Raw genomic sequence first — 19,775 nt, 5'->3', positions numbered from 1 at the left:
AAGGCCTACTGAGCTTGTTGCTGGTAGATCACCTGAACGGCCCCGTTCCCGCCGGAGTCAAGCGAGACAGGAGAACCCTGCACCTGCGGGGTGTAGGTCACCCCGTCCACCACCACGGGGTAAGCGCTCACCGCGTAAGTGCCGGGGTTGACCGTGAGCACCGCGCTGGCGTTGAGGGTGCGGTTATACCCGTCAGGCCCCGTGACGATCACATTCGCTACGGGACCGGGAAGGCCCGAGATCTGCACGGTCAAGAAGGCGCTGTAGAGGCTGTAGTCCACCTGGACCGTGGCCGCCCCTTCGCCGCTCACCCGCGCGGGAGATCCCGTGACCACGGCGCGGTAGGTCTTCCCCCCGTACGCCACATCTTCGGCCTCCACCGTGTAGTATCCGGCAGGAAGCGCGGAAAAGAGCGTAGTCTGCCCAATGGTCCGGTCAAAACCGTTTGGCCCCTTGACCCGAACACTCCCCACCGCCCCGGAGGGAAGCCCGTTCACCTTGACCAAGAGATCACCAGGAGCCGTGGAGGGGTCTAAAGTGTAAGACACCCCCACACCGCTGGTAGCCCCCACCTGAATCTGGACCGGAGATCCGGTGACCTTAGCCCGGTAGACTCCACCAGAAGTCGTGACATCCCTCGCCTCCACGGTGTAGACCCCCGGAGGCACTTCGAGAGAGGTCGTCCTCGTCAAGTTCCGGAAAAATCCGTTTGGACCCGTGACCACCACGTCCGCGTTCACCCCGGAAGGAAGACCGGAGACCGTGACAACCAAGGTCCCCGTGGTGTAGACCGGAGCATAGGAAACCGTAACCTTAGCGGTGGTTCCCTTCTTCACTTCCGCCGGAGAACCCGAGACGCTGGCCCTGTAAACCTTACCGTCCGCGCTCACCTCCCGGGCCACCACGAGATAGGTGCCCACTTCAAGCTCCAAGACGCGGGACTCCGTGAGCGTGGCTACCACGGCGGACGAACTCTTCACCTCAACGCTCGCCCCCACGCCGGAAGGAAGTCCCGAAATCTCCACCGCGAGATACCCGGTGTCCGGGGGCTGGTACTGCACCGTCACCGTTCCGCTACCCCCACCGGGAAGCGTTACAAAAACCGGGTCCACCTTCGGCGTGTAGACCCTCCCCGCGACGCTCACCTGGTCCGCGCTGACAGAGTAAGTCCCCGCCTTCAACCCGCGAAGCACCGTGGTCTGCTTGACCGTCCAGCTCGCCCCCCCCGGACCGTAGACCGTCACGGAAGCCTCAGCCCCGGAGGGAAGCCCCTGAACAAGAACCGTGAGAGAGGCGGGAAGCGTCTCGGTGGCAAGGTTGTAAGTCACCTTCACCTCTACCGTCTTCCCATACTCCACACGAAACTTCGTGTTCTCCACCACCGGGTCGTACCGCTCCCCTTGAGGCCCCGTCACCGAGTCTGCCGTGACCATATAGTCCCCTTCCGGCACCTCCAAAACGGCAGATCCGGTGACCTCCTTCTTCATCCCGTTCCCTTGAAGGACGACCCTCGGAGACACCCCCTCCGGCAACCCGCTGACCGTGACGGCCACCCTGCCGTTGAGGTTGCCCTGGACGCTGGTACAGGCTCCGAGAGCTAAGACCAGCAAAGGAAGAACCCACCTCACCATCCGTAGATCACCCCCACGCCAAACCGGGCCACGCTAGGCCCCGTACCCAACGGGAAGGAAAGCACCCCCTCTACCCCCAACCCGAGATCGCCAAAGAGCTTTCCTCCGAACCCCACTCCGATCTCCCCGTAGGTGAAACCAGGACCGTAAAATCCACGGCCAACCCCCAGAGAAGTGGTGAGCACGAAGGGAGAGACGGGACGCACGTTGACTGCCCCAACGGCTCCGTAAAAGCCCAGGTCGTACGCTCCCCGAAGGTAGACTCCAAACCCCTCGGAAAGGGCGTATCCAACCCGGGCCATCCCCGTAAGCGGGGAAACCCCGGAGAGGGAAACCTGCACTCCAAAGGGAGGAACCGCCTCCTTCTTGGGCATCTCTGCCTTGAGCCTGACCACTTCTTCCCTCAGGGCCTTCACCTGGGCCTCCAGGGTGTTCACCCTAAGCTTGATTTCCTCCAGTTCCGCTAGGGCACCCTTGACTCCCCCGATTTCCGCTTCTGCTTTGGAGACCGCCCCCTCCAACCGGGAAAGCATTCCCTGAAACTCGGAGAACCTGGTGGAAAGCTCTCCGGTCTTCCCGGAAAGCGCCTCCTCCAGACTCTTCACCTTTGCGTCCAAGTCCTTGAGGGCCCCCGTCAGGGTGTTCACCTCTTCCCGGAAGTCCCGCAACCCCTTGTAAGTGGTGGCCTCTAAAGCGCTCAACCGTTCCACCCAGGTAGACACCTGGGCCAGGGCTTCTTCCGCCTTCTTCCCGGCCTCGCCCGCCAGAGTGTTCGCGTACGCCTGCGCCTTCTCCAGATCTTGCCGCAACTCTTTGATGGCATCCGAATAGGCCGAAAGCACCTGCCCCTGGTCCCGCAACGCCCTAGAAAGCTCCTCTACGGTAGCGAGGAGCCCCTTCAGCCGTTCGATGTCCTCTTTGGTCAAGGACTGAAGGTCTTTCAAACGGTAGGTGAGAATGACCCGCCACAGAAGGGTGAAGACTTCTCCCCGCTTCGCGTAAGCTTCCGGCTTGATCTCTCCACTCGGATACCCGTAGACAATCCCCTCCCGCATCAAGGAGTCCACCGCATCTCGACTCCAAGACTGCGCAACTCCGAGGGAAAACACCCCTACCAAAAGAAGAACACCCCACCGCCTCATCACTTCACCTCGCTCCATTTACCCCCAACCACGAGAGTCCTACCCGTGCCTACTTCCGTAGCTGACCAGGACACCTCCACCGGGAGCGTCAAGCTGTCCACGAGAAAAGCCCCCCGTTCAGTCTCCCCAGGAAGCAATCGCCCGGGCACCGCCGCTCCTTCGCGCCAAAGCAGGCGGAAAGAGAGGTCCTTCCCCCCGCCCCGAACCCGAAGCCGCGCCGGGTCCAAGACCACCGGGTTCTTTCCAGCGTTGAGCGCCCGGTACTCGAGGAGCAACCCCTCTCCCGCCTTGGTCAGGGTAAACTCCACCTGCAAGGGAAGCGTGGCCTCCCTGACCTCCCCAGGGAACTTCGTCTCCCCACGCGTCACCGGGGTCATCTCCCCCTGAGGCACCTCCGTCTGACGGGGATAACGAATGCGGTAACGGTAAGTGGTGAAGTTCTTGTCGTCAATGACCAGCCGGAGCATGAAGACCCGTCCTCCTGCGGTCACCACCAGGTCCGTGGTCCCCGCCCGCTTCGTCGGCCTCAGATAGATGCTGTTCCCAAACACCCTCATCTCAAAGAGGTCCGACCGCGCGGAAACGGCCTGCTCCACACTTTCGTCCACGTCCACGATGGTCAAAAACCCCGGGGTCAACACCACAATCCCAGGGCGTACCATCAAGTCGCGCACATCGTAAGTTTTCTCCACATAGGGACCAAGTTGAGCCAACGCCGCCGTCAAAAGAACCGCCACGAAAGAAGTCCACCGCCTCACGACTTACCTCCAAGTCCTCCCCACAAAGACATAGGTCCTGGCTACCTTGGCTTCTCCGTTGACCTCCAGGTAGAACCGATACTGCCTGCCGTCCTGAAGCATCACCCAAAGCTCTCCCCCGCCCTCGCGCACCAAAGGACGAAGAAGCACCATCACCCCCTCCAAAACCTGCACCTGCACGAAGGGCCACCCTGTGGCTACATACCTCACCCCCTCGTCAAAACGCAAGACCGTGGTGGCGTAGGGCACCAACTCCACCGTGTATCCACGGCCTAACCCCAACCCAAGGAAGACCGCTAACGCCCACAGCCAACGCATCTACCACGGATTATAACACGGAGGGTGAGAAGCGGAGTAGAAAAAGGGAGCATAGTAGAATGAGGGTGCCCTGAAAGGGGGGTAGGTATGTGGGGGATCGGCGTTTCGAGTTTTTTGGCGCTGGCCGCTTTTATCGGCGGCCAGAAGGAGGCGCTTCTTCTCCTCATCATCTGGATCGCCTGGCCTCTTCTCCGCCAGGTGATCCAGAACCTCCGGGGCAACTCTCGGAAGGAGGAGAGGGAGGAGGATATAGAAGTCGTTGAGGGGGAGATTGTCTATCCCGAACCTCTTGAGCGGGTTCGGGGGGAGCTTCCCCACTCCACCCGTCCGGCGTTGCCTGACCCGGACGTGGTGGAGGTGGAGTTCAAAGAGCTTCCGCCCCCTTCGACCCCGAAGTGGCAGAAGGCAGTAGCGTACGTTTTTTACGCCATAGGCCTCCTCTTTATCGCCACGGGGGCGCTGGTCTTGATCGCCAGCGTCCTCAGATAGAGGAGGCGGTCGTCTGACCCCCGGTGAGGTCACCGGGGGTTTTCGTTTGCACACGCTATTGCCCTCCGTAGTATAGGTGGATACAATCAGATTGTCCCGTAAGGGAGGTGAGTATGAGCATGGAGACCATGGAGCGGTTTTTGTGGGAAGTCATGAACTACCTCGGTCGCCAAGGCCCAGTCTTCTTGACGACCGAGGAGGGGGTTATCAAAGTTAGCGCTCCCTGCTCTTGTGGCAGGGAGTTCTGCGGGGACTGGCTGGAGCTGAAGGACGATACCGTGACGTGGTTCCGTGCCTGGGGTGCCCCTGGACACTACGACTTGTGGCGATTCAGGGAAAACACCGTTGAGTATCTAGGCACGGAAGAGGAGGACCGCCTTCCTCCGGTTCTTCCGGAGTAAAGCGGTGGTTTCCCAACCCCCGGTGACCTCACCGGGGGTTTTCTGTCTACAGGGGGAGCCCCACGAAGGCGTGGAACTCTTCAAGGAACCGGACCACCGCCTTGGTGTCCGCGCTACCGAGGAAAGCGGCGAGCGCTGGCGGCAGATCCCCCGAAAGCACCACGAGTCTCCCGTCCTGGTTGTTCACCAAGTAGAGCACGAGAAGCCTCTCGCCCTCCCCGAGGTCGTAGACCACCTCCACCTTGGGCAAGGGGGCCGTGGGAGAGGGAGGAGTCACCCTGGCGATCTCGTACCGGAGCTTCGCCGCCCTCTCCCGCATCTCCGGGGTCACCCGCCTCTGAAGCTCCCGCTCCTTCAGGACATCGTAGAGGGGCTGGGAGAGCACCTGGTTCACCTTGGCGAGGTCCAAGGCCTTCAGAGCTTCCAGGAAGCCCCTCACCACCTCCACCGCTTGCTCCTGGAAGGCGGTAGAGGGAGGAGCGGAAGACTTCTCGGAAGCGGGCGGAAGTGGAGCCTGTGGAGGCTCAGGGGCCTTCGGAGCTTCCTTTGGAACGGGGGCTCCCAACCGGGAGAGGGCCTTTTCGGCCTCCGCCTGCACCTCCCGGGGCACCAGGAGGTCTCGGGTGGAAGCGATCTCGGCGTAGACCTTCCTGGCCTCCTCCACACGCCCCAGGGCCTCGAGGGCCTTCGCCCGAGAGAGGGTCACTTCCCAGAAGAGCCTCGGAAGGCCACCCAGCCACACCGTGTCCCCGATGGACTTGTAGAAGAGGTCGGCGGCTTCAAGCACCCCCTCCGCGTTGCCCCGGGCCTCCTCCGCCCGCACCAGGAGGGCGTAGGCCCGGGTCTTCTGAGAGAGCCTGCCCCGCTCCGCTGGAGCCGCCTTCTCGGCGAGAATCCGAGCGTCCCTCGCCGCCTTTTCGGGAGCGAAGCGGAGGTAGGCCTCCGCCCTGCGGTAGCCGTACTCCCAGATGTCCCGCCCTTGGCGGTCGAAGGCATAGGGGTATAGGGCCTTCAGCCCAAGGTTGTAGTAGGAGGCCGCCCTCTCGTAGTCCCCGGAAGCCTCGTAGTACCTGCCGTAGAGGTAGTGGAACTCGGAACCGCCGTCCCCACTCGCCTTCTGTCGGCGCAGAAGGGCGAAAGCCTCTTCCCGAACCCGGGAGTCCGGATGCGTGAGCCTTTCCTCGCTCACGGTGGGCACAGGCTCGTACACCCCACGGGGAGGTTGGTAAGTCCCGCTTCCGGGAAGAACCCTGCTGAGGTCCACCTCCCCAAACGGATCCCCCGTGACCGTGGGAGCGCAAGCCGAAAGAACCAGAACCCCTAAAAGCCCAAGAAACCCTACCCGGTTCATCTCTCACCTCCCAAAAGCCTCACCGCGTCCTTGAGCAGAGCAAGCTCGAAGAGCGCGAAAAGAACAGCAAACCCAAATCCCAAGACATAGGGGTAGACCCGGTGAAACCACGCCCGATGCCGAAAGAGGAGAAAGACCGCCTGTCCTCCGTCAAGAGGAGGCACGGGAAGCAGGTTGAACCAGAAGAGGACGATGTTGAAGACCCCCCAGAGGACCAGCAGTCCCTCTAAGCCGTGGCTCACCAGGACCTGTCCCGAAGCCTGGACCAAAGGGACGGCCCCCATCTCGAGAAGGTCAAGGAACAGCGCCTGGTAGAGGTTCTGAAGGAGTATGAAGGGGAAGACCAAGATGAGGAGGAGAACTTTCCCCACCGCGACGAGGTTCCCCTTCATCACGCCCAAGGCGAGGAACCCCAGAACTCCCGCCAGGAAGCTGAAGAGGGGACCGGAGAGAAAAAGTCCGAGGACTCTTCCCGGAGGGAGCCTGTCCACCTCTTCCCACTTGGAGGCGACCGCCCCGAAGAGCGGCAAAAGCCCTAAGCGGTACTCCGTTCCTCCACGCCGCCACCGGAGAATCCAGGGCGGCCCACCAATGTAAACCCCTTCTACCGGGACACCGTACCTGCGGTAAGCGAGGTAGTGCCCCAGCTCGTGAACCGCGATCGCCAAGTACCCCAAGAAGAACAGGGCCAAAACTCCCGCAAAGATCACTTAAGCACCTCCACTTTCTCCCTCAGCGTCTTCTCGTCAATCTCCCCTAGATGCCTTCCACGCGCCTTCCCGTCAGAGCCGAAGAAGAGCGTGGTAGGGAGTCCCACCGTGTAGACCGCGCGTATCAAGGGCTCATCTCCCAAGAAGAACCGCGTCCACCGGGAGGGCTTTATCCTGTGCTCCCGGAGAAAATCCTTCACCCTCTCGGGTTTGTCCTTGACCGCCACGAAGAGGAAGAGGACACCCCCCTCCTCCGCTACCCGGGCCATCATGGGAAGCTCCCTCTGGCAAGGAGGGCACCAGCTGGCCCAGAGGTTCACCACAAGGGGAGTCCCCAGATAAGCCCGTAAGTCGATGATGCCCCCATCCAGAGTGAACAGGGACACCGAGGGGAGGGCGATGTCCTCAGGGGGGTGAGAGGCCAAGGCGTACCAGCGCACCTCCCTAACCACCATGGCGAGGACGAGGAGAAGACCCAAGCTGAGAAAGCCCAAAGAAAGCCGCCGGATCCACACCGACTTCAAAGCCGCACTTCCTCCTTCTGCTTCTCCCCCACCAGAGGAGACACCGGGACGCTCGCCTGCAACTTCCGGTCGACGGGGATGTGTTCCCCCACCGCCCGGACCAGCCGGGCCAGAAGCTCGGGAGACCCCACCTCCGCGAACTCTATGAGGAGCAGGGCTTCCGCCTCGTCCGCCTCCGTCTTCAGCCTCACGGCCCACTCTAAAGCCCCGATGTCTCCTTGGGGCACCAGGGCCTCGGCCACCCTTCCAAGCTCACGAAACCCTCCCTTAGGAGCGCCCCAGTTGCCGAACTTGATCACCGCCGGGGACTTCGCCATCGCCAGGGCGTAAACCCCGGCCTCTCCGTACCGCCCCGCGAGGACCATGGACTCAAACTGGGGATACCTCCTGTCCGTCAAGACCTTGTACCCCAGGGCCAAGGCCTTCCCCAAAAAGGGGTCCTGCAGGTACACCTCCGCGATCCGCTTCACCACTTCAGGACGCTTCCTCGGCTTCAGCACGGTTCACCTCCACAAACTGCCCCACCCCAAGGCGGGTCAGCACCGTACGATGTCGTGTCAACCACGACATCGTGTAGACCAGATCCCTCACCTCAACCTCCATCCCTAGACGCTTGGTCAACTGCCGGAGAAAACGGATCTCCGGCCAGGTGGCCTCTTGAAAGAACCTGACGACGCTCTCCCTTTCTTCCTTCTCCAGGCGAACTCCCCGCAACGCTTCGTACACCGGAGCGAGGAGCCCCTTCCGGTCTCTCCCACCTCCCTCCTTGAAGAACCACGGCGAGAGGGAGATCAGGACGGCTAAGGCCACCCCCTCCTTAGGGTTTCGCCCGAGCAAGTCCACGATGGCCTTCTGCTCCCTCCGGTACGCCATCATCCCCTGAAGCAGGGCGGCCACCGTGAACTTCTCCCCCCGCCGCATGGCCTCCAGGATCTCAAGGGCCAAACGCTCCTTCGCCTTCATGCCCGAAGACCCCCTAGAAACCCTGCCAAGAACACCCACTTGGGCTCAATCGCCTTCACAAAGGCCAGGACCGCGAAGGGGTCCACCCTTCCGCTCAGCACCCCTTCTACCCAGACCGTGACCTCTCTGATCCCATACGCGAGCCAGAGTTGGAGCTTAGCGTTCAGGTCGCTCAGCAGACGCTCCACCTCCTCCTGGTGAAACCAACCCCACACCACGGCCACGATGGCTACCAAGGTGAGCACCGCTTCCACAGGCTTTTTCAGCCACGCTCCGATCGTCATCCCCGCGAGAAAAGGGACGACCAAGCGAATGAAGTCCGCCTCCGTGAACCCCGTCATCCTGGCATCACCCCTTCTCCTTCTATTTTCGCCACAGTTCTGGCGTAGATCGCCAGACCAAAGGCGTCTAGGGCGTGAGGGCGCAACCTCCTCGGCAACTGCCTGACCCGAGCAAGCGCGGGGCCGTAACCCTCCAAGTGCAGACGAAACCACAAGGCCCGGTCCTTCCGGTCTAGACCCGAGGGAAACTTCACCCCCAACCGTTCGGCGGTGTGTCCCAGGACCACTCCCTGGATCATCCGGCGCTTCCAGAGCGCGGGTACAGGCTCCGCCCCCAGGGCCAGGAAAGCCCCCGTGAGGGCCAAGGGGATCATCTGCTCCTTCCCAAGCCGCCGTCCCTGGTACCCCCACTCTTCCACGTACACCCGGTCCGCCTTGAGAAGAAGAGGACGAAGCTTCGCCACCGCCTCCCTCACCGCTGACCTGTAGTCCTCGGAGAGGGTCAATACTCCCACGGCGAACTCCCTCCCCACCAGGGCGTATCCGAGATGCGTTCCCGGATCAAGGGCCAACACCGAGGGCACTCAGGACCTCCTTTCGCCACCGCCCGTATCCCGGATACCCCACGATGACCTTCTCCCTCCCCACCGCGTCCACCACATAGACCGTGGGAGTCATGGTGAGACCGGAAGCTTCTACTTCCGGCTTCAAGATCTCAAGCCAGGCGCGGGCTTCCGCCTCGTCCCATCCCCACCTTAGGAGGAGGGAAAGCCAGGCTTCGTAGGAGCCCTGGTGCAGAAAGGCGGGAAGGTAGCGAACATACGCCTTTAGCCCCCCATCCCCTTCGAGGTCGCCCTCGAGCCTCCGGCACACGGGGCACAGAGGGTCGTAGAAGAGAAGGACATACGGCCTCTCCCGTTTCGGCCACGCGCGGGCGTGCATGACCGGGGAGACCGTGACCTCCCCCGCCCCTTTGTATTCCAGGACCGCCCAAAGCAACCCGGCGAAGACGATTCCAACTCCCAAGACTAACCCCTTGATGATCCGATTCCTCATCTCCCTCATCTCAGTTCAAAACCCCCTGAGATACCCTCCGTTCAGGCTCCCACTTCACCCCGTACTTACGGAGAACTCCGAGAGACCTCGCCACCTCCTCCGCCGCCTTCCTGCCCCAAGCCATTCCGACCTTACCCAGGGCCACGAGCTCCCTGTCGGTCAAGACCCCCCCGGCCAAAAGGACGAGGTGGCGAAGAACCTCTTCCTCTTCCCCCTCTAGCACACGGGAGACGAAAAATCCCTCGGGGAGGACAGCTAGCTCAACTCCCCTAACCTCCAGAGAGCTTCCCCGCTGTCCCCAGCGTACCATCTCGAGCCACACCTCATCCCCCCCCTTCTTCACCCAAGGTAGCACATTTCCTACCACCTGAGTTACATTCCTACTACCAGACTCTGCTCATGAAGGCGGAAAAGCCTGACCTCCCCGTCTTCGACGGAAGCTTCCCACGAGCGCGCGTCTTCCTCGGGGTAGAAGAGAAGGTACCGTTTCCCCCTCACCTGGGCCTCGATGACCACCTCCCAACCTCTCTTCCACTCCAGAGTCCACCCTCCCACAGCGGGAGAAAGGCGCATGTGGTGAGGAGGGGGGAGGTTCCGCCCGGCCCAGAGGAGATACCCCGAGAGGTTCCCCACGGGGGCCAGGTAGCGGCGAACGTCTTCTCCGTAGACGAGATTGAGCACCACGGGAACCTCCAGGGAAAAGGTGTGGACGGCGAGACAGACCAAGCGGTAGGGCTCCTCCAGAAACCGTGAAGCCCGCACCCTCTCCCGCTCCTCTAGCGCCTGGAGAAGTGCGGCTTTGTAGCTCACCAGAAGGGGACGGAGAGGTTCTGGAACGCGGGGGAAGACCCTTAGCCTCCCTCCCTCACGGAACAAGGTCAGCTGAGTGCTACCGTGAAGTCCACGAAGCAAGTCAAGAAGACTCACAACAACTCCCCCTCTTCCATCTCCTCCCCCTTTCCGCTAGAGAGAAGGGGGTACACATCCACCGCAACCACCGCATCCACCGCAAACCCCGTTCCAGAGGGCAATTCCCCCTGCGGTGGTTCTGCGGTGGTTGCGGTGGTTTGCGGTGGTTGGGAGGACAATCCACCGCACAAGAAAATCTCGTCCAGGACATCGTCTGCGGTGGTTGCGGTGGTTGCGGTGGTTGATTTCCTGACCTTCTCTAAACGCCAGCGGAGGTTCTTCGTGTGACGGTCCCGTTCTCCCTGGAGGCGTATGCCCTCGCCCCGAAGCGCAGACTGAAGCCGAGGTAAGTGTCTACCCAACCCAGCGGGAGTACGAGGCCACCCGCTGGGCTTTATCCTGGCTTCCTCGATCCCCACGGCCCTTTCAAGGGCGGCGAGCAGTTCCGAGGCCGTGTAGGTGGCCTGGTACCCCTCCGGCCAGTCCACGGTGAGCAGGAGGATGGCCCGGGCAACCGGGTCGGCATCCAGGAGGTCCTGGTCAAACTCCGCCTGAACCTCGTAGAAAACCTCCACAGCCTCCCCGGCCTTGAGTCCCAGCGCGGGGGCGGCGGCTTCCACCCAGATGGCCCAGTCGGCCAGGCGGGGCAATGAAGGCATGGCGGTCCGCACTTCCTCCCGCCGTCTCAAAGCCATAGAAACGGCATCCAGAAGAGCGCCCAGGGCTTCGGGGTAGATTCGTTCGAAGGCCTCCCAGAGTTCCCGTTCGGGGCGGCGCTCTCCCTCCTCCACACGGGTCAGGTGGACCAGCATGGAGCGGTCCGCGAGGTCGTCCCGAATGGCTCCGAAGGCAATCCCCGTGAGGACCACGGGGCGCTGAGCCTCGAGGACGAACTCCTCATCGTTGGTGTAGAGCTCCCGCTTGCTCAACCCACCTCCCGTGGAGAGGCGGCAGAGGGCATCCGAAAGCCACTCTGGAACCTTGCTCAGGTTGTCGTAGCTCACCACCCAAGACCCCTTCGCCGCCACCATAAGGTCTTCGATATTTCTGGGTTCGGCGCGAAGAGGAGCTTCCTGGGGGTCTACCAGGGCCTTCAGAAGCCTGGCCGTGGTGCTCTTCCCCGCTCCCTTTTCTCCAGAGAGGATCAGAATAGGATACGGTCCGCGTGGAGAGAGCGCCCCCACGAGCCACCCCAAGACCAGGACCACGTCCCTACGCTCCTGGAGAGGAAGGAGGTCGAGGAAGGGGGAAAGGCTTCCCCCGGGTTTCGGTAGGGGAAGCGGCTTCTGGTATCGCCTCCGGCGGAAACGCACGGGAGCTTCGTGAGCGGGGATGACATGCCAACCGTCGGGGGAAATCTCCACCACGCTCCAGTCCGGGCGGCTCAGGTCCAGGTACACCTTGCCTCCACACCCGGCCAAGCGCGTGTGCACCTCGTGCTCCTGCCCCTCGTAGAGGGCCTTGGCCTCCAGAACGGCCAAAACGTCCTGCATGGCCTGGGCGTAGAGGGGCTTCCCCTCCTTGGCGTAGTAGAGGCCCGCGAGCCAGGCGCGAAACTCCCGCCCCCGCACGGGGTAGTGTTCCACATGACCGTCTCGTGGAACGGTAGCCCAGGCTTCCCCAACCGGGGTGTGCCAAAGCTCCACCACTTCTTCCAGGACCAGGTCTACGATGGTTCTCGCGGCGGCTTCCTCCCGCTTGGTCGGACCAAGAAAATCCCGCCAAGCCTGCCGCATGGCCTCCAAGGTGACCTTCACCTTCTGGGCCGCTTCCCTGAGGACCGCCTCGGCCTCCACGGGGTCTAAACCCGCAAGCACCATGGCGTCAAACAACGCCACCTTGTGCTCCGCCCAGTTCTCTGGAGAAAGCTTGTTCAGGATCTCCCTAAGCTCGTCCATGGCGCTTCCCTCCTTCTCTCAAACGCCTTCTGATGGACAGGACCAAGCGAGGAGACGGCAAATTCAGCGGTCTTTCCTTCCCCTTCTCCAAGCCCCACTCCACGGCGGCCCGGGCCTCCTTCTCGGGGAGGCCGGCCTCGAGGGCCGCCCCCACCAGGGCCTCCTCCGCCTCCCTGGGGTCTAGGCCGTGGGGGATGAGCCCCCCGGCGGCCACGGCATAGCGGATGAGGGTGTTGTGCCTCTGCCCCTCCGGGGTGCGGGCTACTCGGTCGGCGTAGGTATCGAGGAGGCCCCTTAGCCGCTTAGGGCTAGCCCCCCCCACCGGAGTCCAAGCGGGCCTGGAGGGAGGCGGCGGAAGAAGCCGGAGAAGGAGGTCTTCAGGCACCAGAGGAAGTTCACCCGGGGGCACCAGAGGCACCTCCCAGGCGTAGCCCCTCCCGTCCTTCAGCTGGGTAGGAGCGGCCACCACGTAGGCCCGCCCCATGCCCCGGAGATCCACCCCCTCCAAAACCCGCACGCTGGCGGAAAGCCGCACCCCGTCAGGAAGCCGGAGAAACACGTGGCGGCCTCCCTTTGGGGTCTTTTGCCGTGGGGCGGCCTCAAGAACCGGGAAATCCCGGCGTAGCTCTTCCCAGGTCTCCCTCTGGTCCACGTCAAGGACCAAGACCTCCTTGGGGGCCAGGAGCCCCACTCCGGCCTCCGGGCAGGCCCGCCACCAGCGCGTGATGGTAGCCGGATCCTGAGTAGCGTCCTTGAACCCACGGGGAACCAAACGGAAATAGGGCCGCTTTTCTCCGGGAAGAAGAGGAAGGACAGCGTAACCCAACCGCACATACCGTTGCAAAACGACCAGAAGTGTGTTACTGTCTGCTTTGGGGAACCTCACGTAGTGCCTCCTCTCTCTACCGGGGAGAGGGGGTTTTCCGTTTAGAAGGCCTTCCTCCCCCCTTCCAGCCCCGCCTCAGCGCCTCCAGCGCCGCCTCCATGGAGGGGTAGGTCCCACGGATCCAGCCGTCCACGATCACGGCCACCTCGTCCCTTCCCTGTATGACCTCCAGGCTAAACTGCGGCTTCCCCTTCATTCCGCCGTCACCTCCGCGCTCTCCAGGTACCGCTTAGCAAAACTTTGTAGCTCCTCTATGGAAAAAACCATCTGACCCCGTGGACCGGGAACCGGACGGGGGCGCAACCGACCAGAACGAACAGCGTTTTTGATGTAGCTACGGGAAACCCCGAGATAGCGCGCCGCCTGGTCTACGGTGAGGTAACGAGGAGCAGGCTCTCCACCAACAGCAGTCCGTTGGGAAAGCGCTGTTGTCGCACTCTCTCCCATCAACATTGTCAAAATCGCATCCTGCGGGAGAGCTAAGTGTCGAGAAAGAGCCTTTGTGAGCAGCAATATCGCTTTCCCACCCAACTTACGCTGCCCTCGCTCCAATCTCCATAGGTAGCTTCTAGATAAACCCGTGATCCTCGACAGCTCTCCTATGCTCAACCCACCTAACTGACGGAGTTCGCGAAGGCTCATCACCGTCACCCTTGGTTATACTATATCACAAACAGTCAAGAGATCAAGAGATCGAGGGCAAACTTACCGTGAAAGACGAATTTTCTCTTTGACTTGCTCTGAGGCTTGTCGCCGAGTATTACAAGGGGAAAACTGTTGAAGAGATGAGCTGGACCTGGGACGACGAAAACAAAGAACATCAAGTAGACTGGAAACTTGTAGCTCAGTATTCCCCAAGAGAGTTTGGCCGGTTCCTCCGCTCACTAAGAGAACGCGCCAAACTCACACAAGGAGACATCGGATACCGGGTAGGGATCAATCAAACCTATGTTTCCATGATTGAAACCGGAAAAAGAGACATAAGGCGCGTTCCCATAAAACGCCTTCTTCAACTTCTTCGAGCCTATGGACTAAAGGACGAGGAAATAGACAACCTGATCAAAGCCTGGAGTCTACACACCGACAAAGAAAAAACTGAACCTCCCGAAGACGCCACCGAAGTCCGCCCCTACCGCCTCCCCGTGGTGGAGGGAGGAGCTGGCTCCCCCTCCTTCGAAGACGCGAGAGAGTTCATGCTCTTCTGGTTGCCCCCGATGAAGGGCAAAAAGGAGACCTCCCTCTTCGCGGTAAAGATCACCGGGAACTCCATGGAACCCCTCCTCTATGAAGGCGACTACGCCATCGTGGACACGGAAACCCCTCCCCTCACCGGGGCTATCGTGGCTGTGGGCATCCCGGGAGACGGCATCGTGGTCAAAAAACTCGCGGAACGAAACAAGCAACTCTACCTCGAAAGCGTCAACCCCCTCTACGAAGACATCCCTCTCCCCGAAGACGCAAAGATCTGGGGACCCGTGATCAGCGTGGTCCGAAACTTCCACCAAGGGTTCCCCTCTAAAAAACTTAAGGCTCTACCCTGAACACCCCGCTTTTCACCGCATCCGCGATGGATGCGGTACTTTTCCCCGATCACAGCATACTACAAGGGTATAAATCTGTAAAGATGCCGCCAGTTTTCAAAAACGCGGTCGTTTTATTGAAGACACGATGTCTACCGTAGATTCGGTGTCGCCCCCGTGACCTCCTTCCTCTTTCTTCCAGGACGTTCACGATAAAGTCACGGAACACCCTGTAGCAACGGTCCACCGTACCCTGTACCTCGTGTAGACCCCGTGAAGTCAACGCCTACCCTGTAGACACCGGACCACGGCGATCCCTTGAAGGACACGGAATAAACGGAGCCTTCCATGTAGCCAAAGCCCCACCACATTCCGCGCAAACTCCACGGAAACCTCGGAGTCTCCGGTCAGCGAAAGGGCTTCCGCCCCCTACCCCCGCTCTGATGAGAGAAGGTAGGAGGCGGCGGGGAAGGCGAGGCTAGGTGGTCACCCTCCCCGCCTCCATCTCCCGCACGAACTCCTCCAGGACCTCCCGCCGGATCAACACCCGCCGCCCCACACGAAACGCCTTCAACGCCCCCTTGCGGATCCAGTTCCGCACCTGCGTGGACGACACCCCAAGCGCCCACGCCGCCTCCTCCATCCCGTACACCAACTTGGCCTCTTCTAGTTTCTCCATCATCCTCTGCCTCCTTTCACCACAACTATAGTAGAAAACCCGCCTTCCGTCAAGCCCTTCCGGGTGTCGGTATCATGTCCCTGATGCCGAAGCGGAACCGGAAAGGGGAGGGCTCTGTGCGCTACCGGGAGGACCTGGGGGTCTACGAGGTGCGCCTCACCGTGGGGGGGAAGCGGAAGAGCTTCTACTCCCCGGGTCCCAGGAGCCGGGAAAACGCGCGGAAGGCGGAGCTTTTGCGCCGCAAGCTCGCCCTGGCCTACGGCCTCACCCGGGCTGACCCCGAGGAACCCCCCGGACTCCTGGAGTGGCTGGAAGCCCACGCGGAGGCCGCCCGGGCGGAGGGGAGGCGGGAGAACACCCTCAACGAATACGCCCGCTACACCCGGCTCGTGGTGGACCGCCTCGGCTCACCCCGTCTGGACCACCTCACCCCAGAGCGCCTGGAAGCCCTCTTCCGCGCCCTCGCCCAGGAGGGGTACAGCCGCTCCACCGTGACCCACGTCCGCAACTTCCTCCACGCCGCCCTGGAACGGGCCGTGCGCTACGGTCGCCTCCACGAAAACCCCGTGGACCGCACCGTCCTCCCCCGCTTCCCCCAACGGGAAGTGGGCCGCGAGATCTCCGAGGAAGAGCTCCGGTGCGTCCTCGAGGTCCTCAAGACCCACCGCCTCTACCCCGCTTTCTACCTCCTCGCCGCCTACGGCCTCCGCCGGGGAGAAGTCCTCGGCCTCCTCTGGTCCGACATCGACTTCGAAAAAGACCTCCTCCACATCCGGCGCGCCCTCACCGTCAACACCCGCACCGGACAGCCCATCCTCGGCCCCACCAAGACCTCCGGCTCCAACCGCGTCCTCCCCCTCACCGAAGAGGCCAAAGAAGTCCTCCTCGCCCACAGGGAACGCATGGTCCTGGAAGAGCTGTACCAACCACAGGGCCTCGTCTTCCCCTCCACCACGGGTAACCCCGTCCACCCCAGCAACCTCCGGCGCACCTGGCTCCGCGTCCTCAAAAAAGCCGGAGTACCCCGCGCCCGCCTCCACGACCTCCGGGGCACCTTCATCACCCGCGTCGTCCGGGAAACCAAAAACCCTAAGCTCGCCGCCGCCCTCGCAGGCCACAAAAGCCTCGCCGTGGCCCTCCAACACTACACCCGCGTCTCCGAAGAAGACCTCAAACAGACCCTCCGCCACCTCGACCCCCTCGGCAAAGACAAGGGGTAGTCAAGGGGTAGTAAAACGCCAACCCCCGGGGGAGACCCCGGGGGATTTCCTCGTCCCTGACTTGGTGGAGCGGAGGGGATTTGAACCCCTGACCTCCCGCTTGCAAGGCGGGTGCTCTCCCTCTGAGCTACCGCCCCGCGCCCTAGGGAGTATAGCCCAAAGGGGGGGCTTACGCAAAGGGGAAAGGCCCCCTATAATCGGAGAGGTGTGCCGGACCAGCCCGCCAGGCAGGGGAAGGTCCTGCGGGAACGAGGCCGGCGCACGGGAAACGCCAAGCCCAACCTTCCCCGAACGGGAGGAATATGCCTGTAAACATCAGCGTGAAGGAACTCTTGGAAGCCGGGGTGCACTTCGGCCACGAGCGCAAGCGTTGGAACCCCAAGTTCGCCCGCTACATCTATGCGGAGCGCAACGGCATCCACATCATTGACCTGCAAAAGACCATGGTGGAGCTGGAGCGCACCTTCCGCTTCCTCGAGGACCTGGCCATGCGGGGCGGCACGGTGCTCTTCGTGGGCACCAAGAAGCAGGCCCAGGACATCGTGCGCATGGAGGCGGACCGGGCGGGGATGCCCTACGTGAACCAGCGCTGGCTGGGCGGGATGCTCACCAACTTCAGGACCATCGCCCAGCGGGTGAACCGCCTGGAAGAGCTGGAAGCCCTCTTCGCCTCCGAGGCCATTCAGGACCGCCCCAAGAAGGAGCAGGTGCGCCTCAAGCACGAACTGGAACGCCTCCAGAAGTACCTCTCGGGCTTCCGCCGGCTCAAGCGCCTGCCCGACGCCATCTTCGTGGTGGACCCCACCAAGGAAGCCATCGCCGTGCGGGAGGCCAGGAAGCTCTTCATCCCCGTCATCGCCCTAGCGGACACGGACTCCGACCCCGACCTGGTGGACTACATCATCCCCGGCAACGACGACGCCATCCGCTCCATCCAGCTCATCCTCTCCCGGGCGGCGGACCTGATCATTGAGGCCCGGGGCGGGGTGGTGGAGCCCTCCCCCTCCTACGCCCTGGTGGAGGAGGCGGAGCGCCAGGCCCAGATGGCCACCGAGGACTTCGGCGGCGAGGACGAGGTGGAAGCATGAGCCAGATGGAACTCATCAAGAAGCTACGCGAGGCCACGGGGGCCGGGATGATGGACGTGAAGAAGGCCCTCGAGGACGCCGGCTGGAACGAGGAAAAGGCGGTGCAGCTCCTCCGGGAACGGGGGGCTATGAAGGCCGCCAAGAAGGCGGAACGGGAGGCCCGCGAGGGGATCATCGGCCACTACATCCACCACAACCAGCGGGTGGGGGTGTTGGTGGAGCTCAACTGCGAAACCGACTTCGTGGCCCGCAACGAGCTCTTCCAGGCCTTGGCCAAGGATTTGGCCATGCACATCGCCATGATGAACCCCCGCTACATCTCCGCCGCGGAGATCCCCGCCGAGGAGCTGGAGAAGGAGCGGCAGATCTACATCCAAGCCGCCCTGAACGAGGGCAAGCCCCAGCAGATCGCCGAGAAGATCGCCGAAGGCCGCCTGAAAAAGTACCTGGAGGAAGTGGTCCTCCTGGAGCAGCCCTTCGTCAAGGACGAAAAGGTCAAGGTGAAGGAGCTCATCCAAGAGGCCATCGCCAAGACCGGGGAGAACATCGTGGTGCGGCGCTTCTGCCGCCTGGAACTGGGGGCGTAAGCCATGCGGCCAAACCGGGGCCCCGCCTAGAAGGGCCCCGGTTTTTCCTAAAGCCATGAAGTACAAGCGCGTCCTCCTCAAGCTTTCCGGCGAGTTCTTAACCTCCAACGGCTTCGGTATAGAACCCGAGGCCACCAAGGCCTTAGCCCGGGAGATCAAGGCCGCCTACGAAACCGGGGTGCAGCTCGCCATCGTGATTGGGGCGGGAAACCTCTGGCGCGGGGCGCGCCAGGGGGTGGGGATGGACCGGGCCACCGCCGACTACATCGGCATGCTGGCCACCATCATGAACGCCTTGGCCCTCCAGGACGCCCTGGAGGCCTTGGGCATCCCCACCCGGGTCCAGACCGCCCTCACCATCACCCAGGTGGCGGAGCCCTATATCCGCCGCCGCGCCCTAAGGCACCTGGAGAAAGAGCGCATCGTCATCTTCGGGGGCGGCACGGGGAACCCCTTCTTCTCCACCGACACCGCTGCCGCCCTAAGGGCCTTGGAGGTGGGGGCCGAGGTGGTCCTCATGGCCAAAAACAAGGTGGACGGGGTCTACTCCGATGACCCCCGCAAGAACCCGAACGCCGTGCGCTTTGACGAGCTCACCTACCTAGAGGTCCTAAACCGCGGCCTCCAGGTGATGGACACCACCGCCATCACCCTGTGCATGGAGGCGGGGCTTCCCATCGTGGTTTTTGACATCTTCAAGCCAGGCGCCCTGGTGGGTATTATCCAAGGGGAAAAGGTGGGCACCCTCATCCACGCCTAGAAAGGAGGCGCCATGACCCTGAAGGAGCTGTACGCAGAAACCCGAAGCCACATGCAAAAGAGCCTCGAGGCCCTGGAGCACAACCTGGCGGGCCTGCGCTCGGGGCGGGCCAACCCCGCCCTGCTCCTCCACCTCAAGGTGGAGTACTACGGCACCCACGTTCCCCTCAACCAGATCGCCACCGTCAGCGCCCCAGATGCCCGGACCCTGGTGGTCCAGTCCTGGGACCAGAACGCCCTAAAGGCCATTGAGAAGGCCATCCGCGACTCCGACCTGGGCCTGAACCCCGCCAACAAGGGGGATGCCCTCTACATCAACATCCCTCCCCTCACGGAGGAAAGGCGCAAGGAGCTGGTCAAGGCGGCCCGCCACTACGCCGAGGAGGGCCGGATAGCCATCCGCAACATCCGCCGGGAGGCCCTGGAGAAGCTCAAGAAGCTGGCCAAGGACCTCCACCTCTCCGAGGACGACACCAAGCGGGCCGAGGCGGAGATCCAGAAGATCACGGACGAGTTCATCGCCAAGGCGGACGAGCTTTTGGAAAAGAAGGAGCAGGAGATCCTGGGCTAGGCCCAGGGCAAGGGGCGGCGTGCGGGCGCTAAAG

The 19,775-nt window shown here is 62.4% G+C and carries 27 protein-coding genes and 1 tRNA gene; 8 read left to right on the top strand and 20 right to left on the bottom strand.

Features of this window, described 5'->3' with window-relative positions; genetic code table 11:
* Positions 1-5: 5 nt before the first annotated feature.
* The 4 genes from LXN00_RS05640 to LXN00_RS05625 form a co-directional block, all read right to left on the bottom strand.
* A complete protein-coding gene (locus LXN00_RS05640) occupies positions 6-1,631 on the bottom strand; it encodes a hypothetical protein (RefSeq protein ID WP_234506003.1) in 1,626 nt (541 codons plus the stop codon).
* Positions 1,625-2,773 (bottom strand): S-layer homology domain-containing protein, encoded by a 1,149-nt coding sequence (locus LXN00_RS05635; RefSeq protein WP_267962624.1) that lies wholly within the window; start codon positions 2,771-2,773, stop codon positions 1,625-1,627. Before LXN00_RS05635 ends, LXN00_RS05640 begins: the two co-directional genes overlap by 7 nt.
* Positions 2,773-3,447: a hypothetical protein gene (locus tag LXN00_RS05630; RefSeq protein WP_234505999.1), complete on the bottom strand. Its 675-nt coding sequence runs from the start codon at positions 3,445-3,447 to the stop codon at positions 2,773-2,775. The genes LXN00_RS05635 and LXN00_RS05630 overlap by 1 nt, the downstream gene beginning before the upstream one ends.
* Positions 3,448-3,534: 87 nt before the next feature.
* Entirely contained in the window at positions 3,535-3,849 is a 315-nt protein-coding gene (locus LXN00_RS05625) for a hypothetical protein (protein ID WP_234505996.1), read from the bottom strand.
* Between the two features lie 87 nt (positions 3,850-3,936).
* Here LXN00_RS05625 and LXN00_RS05620 point away from each other — a divergent pair, with 87 nt between their 5' ends.
* Positions 3,937-4,338 carry a hypothetical protein gene (locus LXN00_RS05620; protein ID WP_234505993.1) on the top strand — a complete coding sequence of 134 codons (402 nt, stop codon included), beginning with the start codon at positions 3,937-3,939 and terminating at the stop codon, positions 4,336-4,338.
* A gap of 113 nt (positions 4,339-4,451) precedes the next feature.
* Positions 4,452-4,739, top strand: a complete 288-nt coding sequence (locus LXN00_RS05615; RefSeq protein ID WP_234505990.1) for a hypothetical protein — start codon at positions 4,452-4,454, stop codon at positions 4,737-4,739.
* A gap of 46 nt (positions 4,740-4,785) precedes the next feature.
* On the opposite strand, the gene LXN00_RS05610 is transcribed toward LXN00_RS05615, so the two are convergent.
* The 14 genes from LXN00_RS05610 to LXN00_RS12795 all read right to left on the bottom strand — a co-directional run bounded on the left by LXN00_RS05610 (position 4,786) and on the right by LXN00_RS12795 (position 13,959).
* Positions 4,786-6,003 (bottom strand): hypothetical protein, encoded by a 1,218-nt coding sequence (locus tag LXN00_RS05610; protein WP_234505987.1) that lies wholly within the window; start codon positions 6,001-6,003, stop codon positions 4,786-4,788.
* 83 nt (positions 6,004-6,086) lie between these two features.
* Positions 6,087-6,800, bottom strand: coding sequence for a site-2 protease family protein (locus LXN00_RS05605; RefSeq protein WP_234505985.1), 714 nt, complete (start codon positions 6,798-6,800; stop codon positions 6,087-6,089).
* Complete coding sequence (locus LXN00_RS05600) at positions 6,797-7,255, bottom strand: TlpA family protein disulfide reductase (protein ID WP_234505983.1); 459 nt, start codon at positions 7,253-7,255, stop codon at positions 6,797-6,799. Before LXN00_RS05600 ends, LXN00_RS05605 begins: the two co-directional genes overlap by 4 nt.
* A 65-nt stretch (positions 7,256-7,320) precedes the next feature.
* Positions 7,321-7,794: a hypothetical protein gene (locus LXN00_RS05595; RefSeq protein ID WP_234505980.1), complete on the bottom strand. Its 474-nt coding sequence runs from the start codon at positions 7,792-7,794 to the stop codon at positions 7,321-7,323.
* Positions 7,795-7,798: 4 nt separating this feature from the next.
* On the bottom strand, positions 7,799-8,287 hold the full coding sequence (locus LXN00_RS05590) for a hypothetical protein (RefSeq protein ID WP_234505976.1): 489 nt from the start codon (positions 8,285-8,287) through the stop codon (positions 7,799-7,801).
* Entirely contained in the window at positions 8,284-8,628 is a 345-nt protein-coding gene (locus tag LXN00_RS05585; RefSeq protein ID WP_234505974.1) for a hypothetical protein, read from the bottom strand. The genes LXN00_RS05590 and LXN00_RS05585 overlap by 4 nt, the downstream gene beginning before the upstream one ends.
* Positions 8,625-9,152 (bottom strand): hypothetical protein, encoded by a 528-nt coding sequence (locus tag LXN00_RS05580; RefSeq protein WP_234505972.1) that lies wholly within the window; start codon positions 9,150-9,152, stop codon positions 8,625-8,627. Before LXN00_RS05580 ends, LXN00_RS05585 begins: the two co-directional genes overlap by 4 nt.
* Positions 9,130-9,624 carry a thioredoxin family protein gene (locus LXN00_RS05575; RefSeq protein ID WP_234505969.1) on the bottom strand — a complete coding sequence of 165 codons (495 nt, stop codon included), beginning with the start codon at positions 9,622-9,624 and terminating at the stop codon, positions 9,130-9,132. Before LXN00_RS05575 ends, LXN00_RS05580 begins: the two co-directional genes overlap by 23 nt.
* Positions 9,625-9,634: 10 nt before the next feature.
* Positions 9,635-9,946, bottom strand: a complete 312-nt coding sequence (locus LXN00_RS05570; RefSeq protein ID WP_234505966.1) for a hypothetical protein — start codon at positions 9,944-9,946, stop codon at positions 9,635-9,637.
* Positions 9,947-9,996: 50 nt separating this feature from the next.
* Positions 9,997-10,551 (bottom strand): hypothetical protein, encoded by a 555-nt coding sequence (locus LXN00_RS05565; protein WP_234505963.1) that lies wholly within the window; start codon positions 10,549-10,551, stop codon positions 9,997-9,999.
* The gene (locus LXN00_RS05560) at positions 10,548-12,431 is read right to left on the bottom strand and encodes a DNA primase (protein WP_234505960.1); all 1,884 of its coding nucleotides are present in this window, start codon (positions 12,429-12,431) and stop codon (positions 10,548-10,550) included. The genes LXN00_RS05565 and LXN00_RS05560 overlap by 4 nt, the downstream gene beginning before the upstream one ends.
* A complete protein-coding gene (locus LXN00_RS05555) occupies positions 12,418-13,263 on the bottom strand; it encodes a bifunctional DNA primase/polymerase (RefSeq protein ID WP_234505957.1) in 846 nt (281 codons plus the stop codon). Before LXN00_RS05555 ends, LXN00_RS05560 begins: the two co-directional genes overlap by 14 nt.
* 70 nt (positions 13,264-13,333) lie before the next feature.
* Positions 13,334-13,513, bottom strand: a complete 180-nt coding sequence (locus LXN00_RS05550; protein WP_234505955.1) for a hypothetical protein — start codon at positions 13,511-13,513, stop codon at positions 13,334-13,336.
* Positions 13,510-13,959, bottom strand: a complete 450-nt coding sequence (locus LXN00_RS12795; RefSeq protein ID WP_418952985.1) for a helix-turn-helix domain-containing protein — start codon at positions 13,957-13,959, stop codon at positions 13,510-13,512. The genes LXN00_RS05550 and LXN00_RS12795 overlap by 4 nt, the downstream gene beginning before the upstream one ends.
* Positions 13,960-14,102: 143 nt before the next feature.
* On the opposite strand from LXN00_RS12795, the gene LXN00_RS05545 reads away from it, so the two are divergent.
* Positions 14,103-14,858, top strand: a complete 756-nt coding sequence (locus tag LXN00_RS05545) for a LexA family protein (RefSeq protein WP_234505952.1) — start codon at positions 14,103-14,105, stop codon at positions 14,856-14,858.
* 457 nt (positions 14,859-15,315) lie between these two features.
* Here the strand turns inward: LXN00_RS05545 and LXN00_RS05540 are convergent, their stop codons facing one another.
* Positions 15,316-15,519 carry a helix-turn-helix domain-containing protein gene (locus LXN00_RS05540; RefSeq protein ID WP_038069916.1) on the bottom strand — a complete coding sequence of 68 codons (204 nt, stop codon included), beginning with the start codon at positions 15,517-15,519 and terminating at the stop codon, positions 15,316-15,318.
* Between the two features lie 80 nt (positions 15,520-15,599).
* On the opposite strand from LXN00_RS05540, the gene LXN00_RS05535 reads away from it, so the two are divergent.
* Positions 15,600-16,736, top strand: a complete 1,137-nt coding sequence (locus LXN00_RS05535) for a tyrosine-type recombinase/integrase (protein ID WP_234505949.1) — start codon at positions 15,600-15,602, stop codon at positions 16,734-16,736.
* Between the two features lie 62 nt (positions 16,737-16,798).
* On the opposite strand, the gene LXN00_RS05530 is transcribed toward LXN00_RS05535, so the two are convergent.
* Positions 16,799-16,873, bottom strand: a tRNA-Ala gene (locus LXN00_RS05530).
* A 165-nt stretch (positions 16,874-17,038) separates the two neighbouring features.
* Here LXN00_RS05530 and rpsB point away from each other — a divergent pair.
* Genes rpsB through frr form a run of 4 tightly spaced genes read left to right on the top strand, consistent with a single transcriptional unit; the run spans position 17,039 to position 19,741 of the window.
* Entirely contained in the window at positions 17,039-17,824 is a 786-nt protein-coding gene (rpsB, locus tag LXN00_RS05525) for a 30S ribosomal protein S2 (RefSeq protein ID WP_234505946.1), read from the top strand.
* On the top strand, positions 17,821-18,411 hold the full coding sequence (tsf, locus tag LXN00_RS05520; RefSeq protein ID WP_234505943.1) for a translation elongation factor Ts: 591 nt from the start codon (positions 17,821-17,823) through the stop codon (positions 18,409-18,411). The genes rpsB and tsf overlap by 4 nt, the downstream gene beginning before the upstream one ends.
* A gap of 55 nt (positions 18,412-18,466) precedes the next feature.
* Positions 18,467-19,171: a UMP kinase gene (gene pyrH / locus LXN00_RS05515; RefSeq protein ID WP_071676420.1), complete on the top strand. Its 705-nt coding sequence runs from the start codon at positions 18,467-18,469 to the stop codon at positions 19,169-19,171.
* Positions 19,172-19,183: 12 nt separating this feature from the next.
* Positions 19,184-19,741 (top strand): ribosome recycling factor, encoded by a 558-nt coding sequence (gene frr / locus LXN00_RS05510; RefSeq protein ID WP_234505940.1) that lies wholly within the window; start codon positions 19,184-19,186, stop codon positions 19,739-19,741.
* Positions 19,742-19,775 lie beyond the last annotated feature (34 nt).

Source organism: Thermus brockianus (assembly GCF_021462505.1).
Classification (GTDB): Bacteria; Deinococcota; Deinococci; order Deinococcales; family Thermaceae; genus Thermus; species Thermus hydrothermalis.
Note: the sequence above shows the minus strand (reverse complement) of the source record. Positions and strands in the feature narration are given on the sequence as shown.

Coding starts and splice junctions, on each gene's coding strand:
- LXN00_RS05640 (WP_234506003.1), bottom strand. CDS start 1,631: ATGGTGAGGTGGGTTCTTCCTTTGCTGGTCTTAGCTCTCGGAGCCTGT.
- LXN00_RS05635 (WP_267962624.1), bottom strand. CDS start 2,773: ATGAGGCGGTGGGGTGTTCTTCTTTTGGTAGGGGTGTTTTCCCTCGGA.
- LXN00_RS05625 (WP_234505996.1), bottom strand. CDS start 3,849: ATGCGTTGGCTGTGGGCGTTAGCGGTCTTCCTTGGGTTGGGGTTAGGC.
- LXN00_RS05620 (WP_234505993.1), top strand. CDS start 3,937: ATGTGGGGGATCGGCGTTTCGAGTTTTTTGGCGCTGGCCGCTTTTATC.
- LXN00_RS05615 (WP_234505990.1), top strand. CDS start 4,452: ATGAGCATGGAGACCATGGAGCGGTTTTTGTGGGAAGTCATGAACTAC.
- LXN00_RS05600 (WP_234505983.1), bottom strand. CDS start 7,255: ATGGTGGTTAGGGAGGTGCGCTGGTACGCCTTGGCCTCTCACCCCCCT.
- LXN00_RS05590 (WP_234505976.1), bottom strand. CDS start 8,287: ATGAAGGCGAAGGAGCGTTTGGCCCTTGAGATCCTGGAGGCCATGCGG.
- LXN00_RS05585 (WP_234505974.1), bottom strand. CDS start 8,628: ATGACGGGGTTCACGGAGGCGGACTTCATTCGCTTGGTCGTCCCTTTT.
- LXN00_RS05575 (WP_234505969.1), bottom strand. CDS start 9,624: ATGAGGAATCGGATCATCAAGGGGTTAGTCTTGGGAGTTGGAATCGTC.
- LXN00_RS05560 (WP_234505960.1), bottom strand. CDS start 12,431: ATGGACGAGCTTAGGGAGATCCTGAACAAGCTTTCTCCAGAGAACTGG.
- LXN00_RS05550 (WP_234505955.1), bottom strand. CDS start 13,513: ATGAAGGGGAAGCCGCAGTTTAGCCTGGAGGTCATACAGGGAAGGGAC.
- LXN00_RS12795 (WP_418952985.1), bottom strand. CDS start 13,959: ATGAGCCTTCGCGAACTCCGTCAGTTAGGTGGGTTGAGCATAGGAGAG.
- LXN00_RS05545 (WP_234505952.1), top strand. CDS start 14,103: ATGAGCTGGACCTGGGACGACGAAAACAAAGAACATCAAGTAGACTGG.
- LXN00_RS05540 (WP_038069916.1), bottom strand. CDS start 15,519: ATGATGGAGAAACTAGAAGAGGCCAAGTTGGTGTACGGGATGGAGGAG.
- LXN00_RS05535 (WP_234505949.1), top strand. CDS start 15,600: ATGCCGAAGCGGAACCGGAAAGGGGAGGGCTCTGTGCGCTACCGGGAG.
- rpsB (WP_234505946.1), top strand. CDS start 17,039: ATGCCTGTAAACATCAGCGTGAAGGAACTCTTGGAAGCCGGGGTGCAC.
- tsf (WP_234505943.1), top strand. CDS start 17,821: ATGAGCCAGATGGAACTCATCAAGAAGCTACGCGAGGCCACGGGGGCC.
- pyrH (WP_071676420.1), top strand. CDS start 18,467: ATGAAGTACAAGCGCGTCCTCCTCAAGCTTTCCGGCGAGTTCTTAACC.
- frr (WP_234505940.1), top strand. CDS start 19,184: ATGACCCTGAAGGAGCTGTACGCAGAAACCCGAAGCCACATGCAAAAG.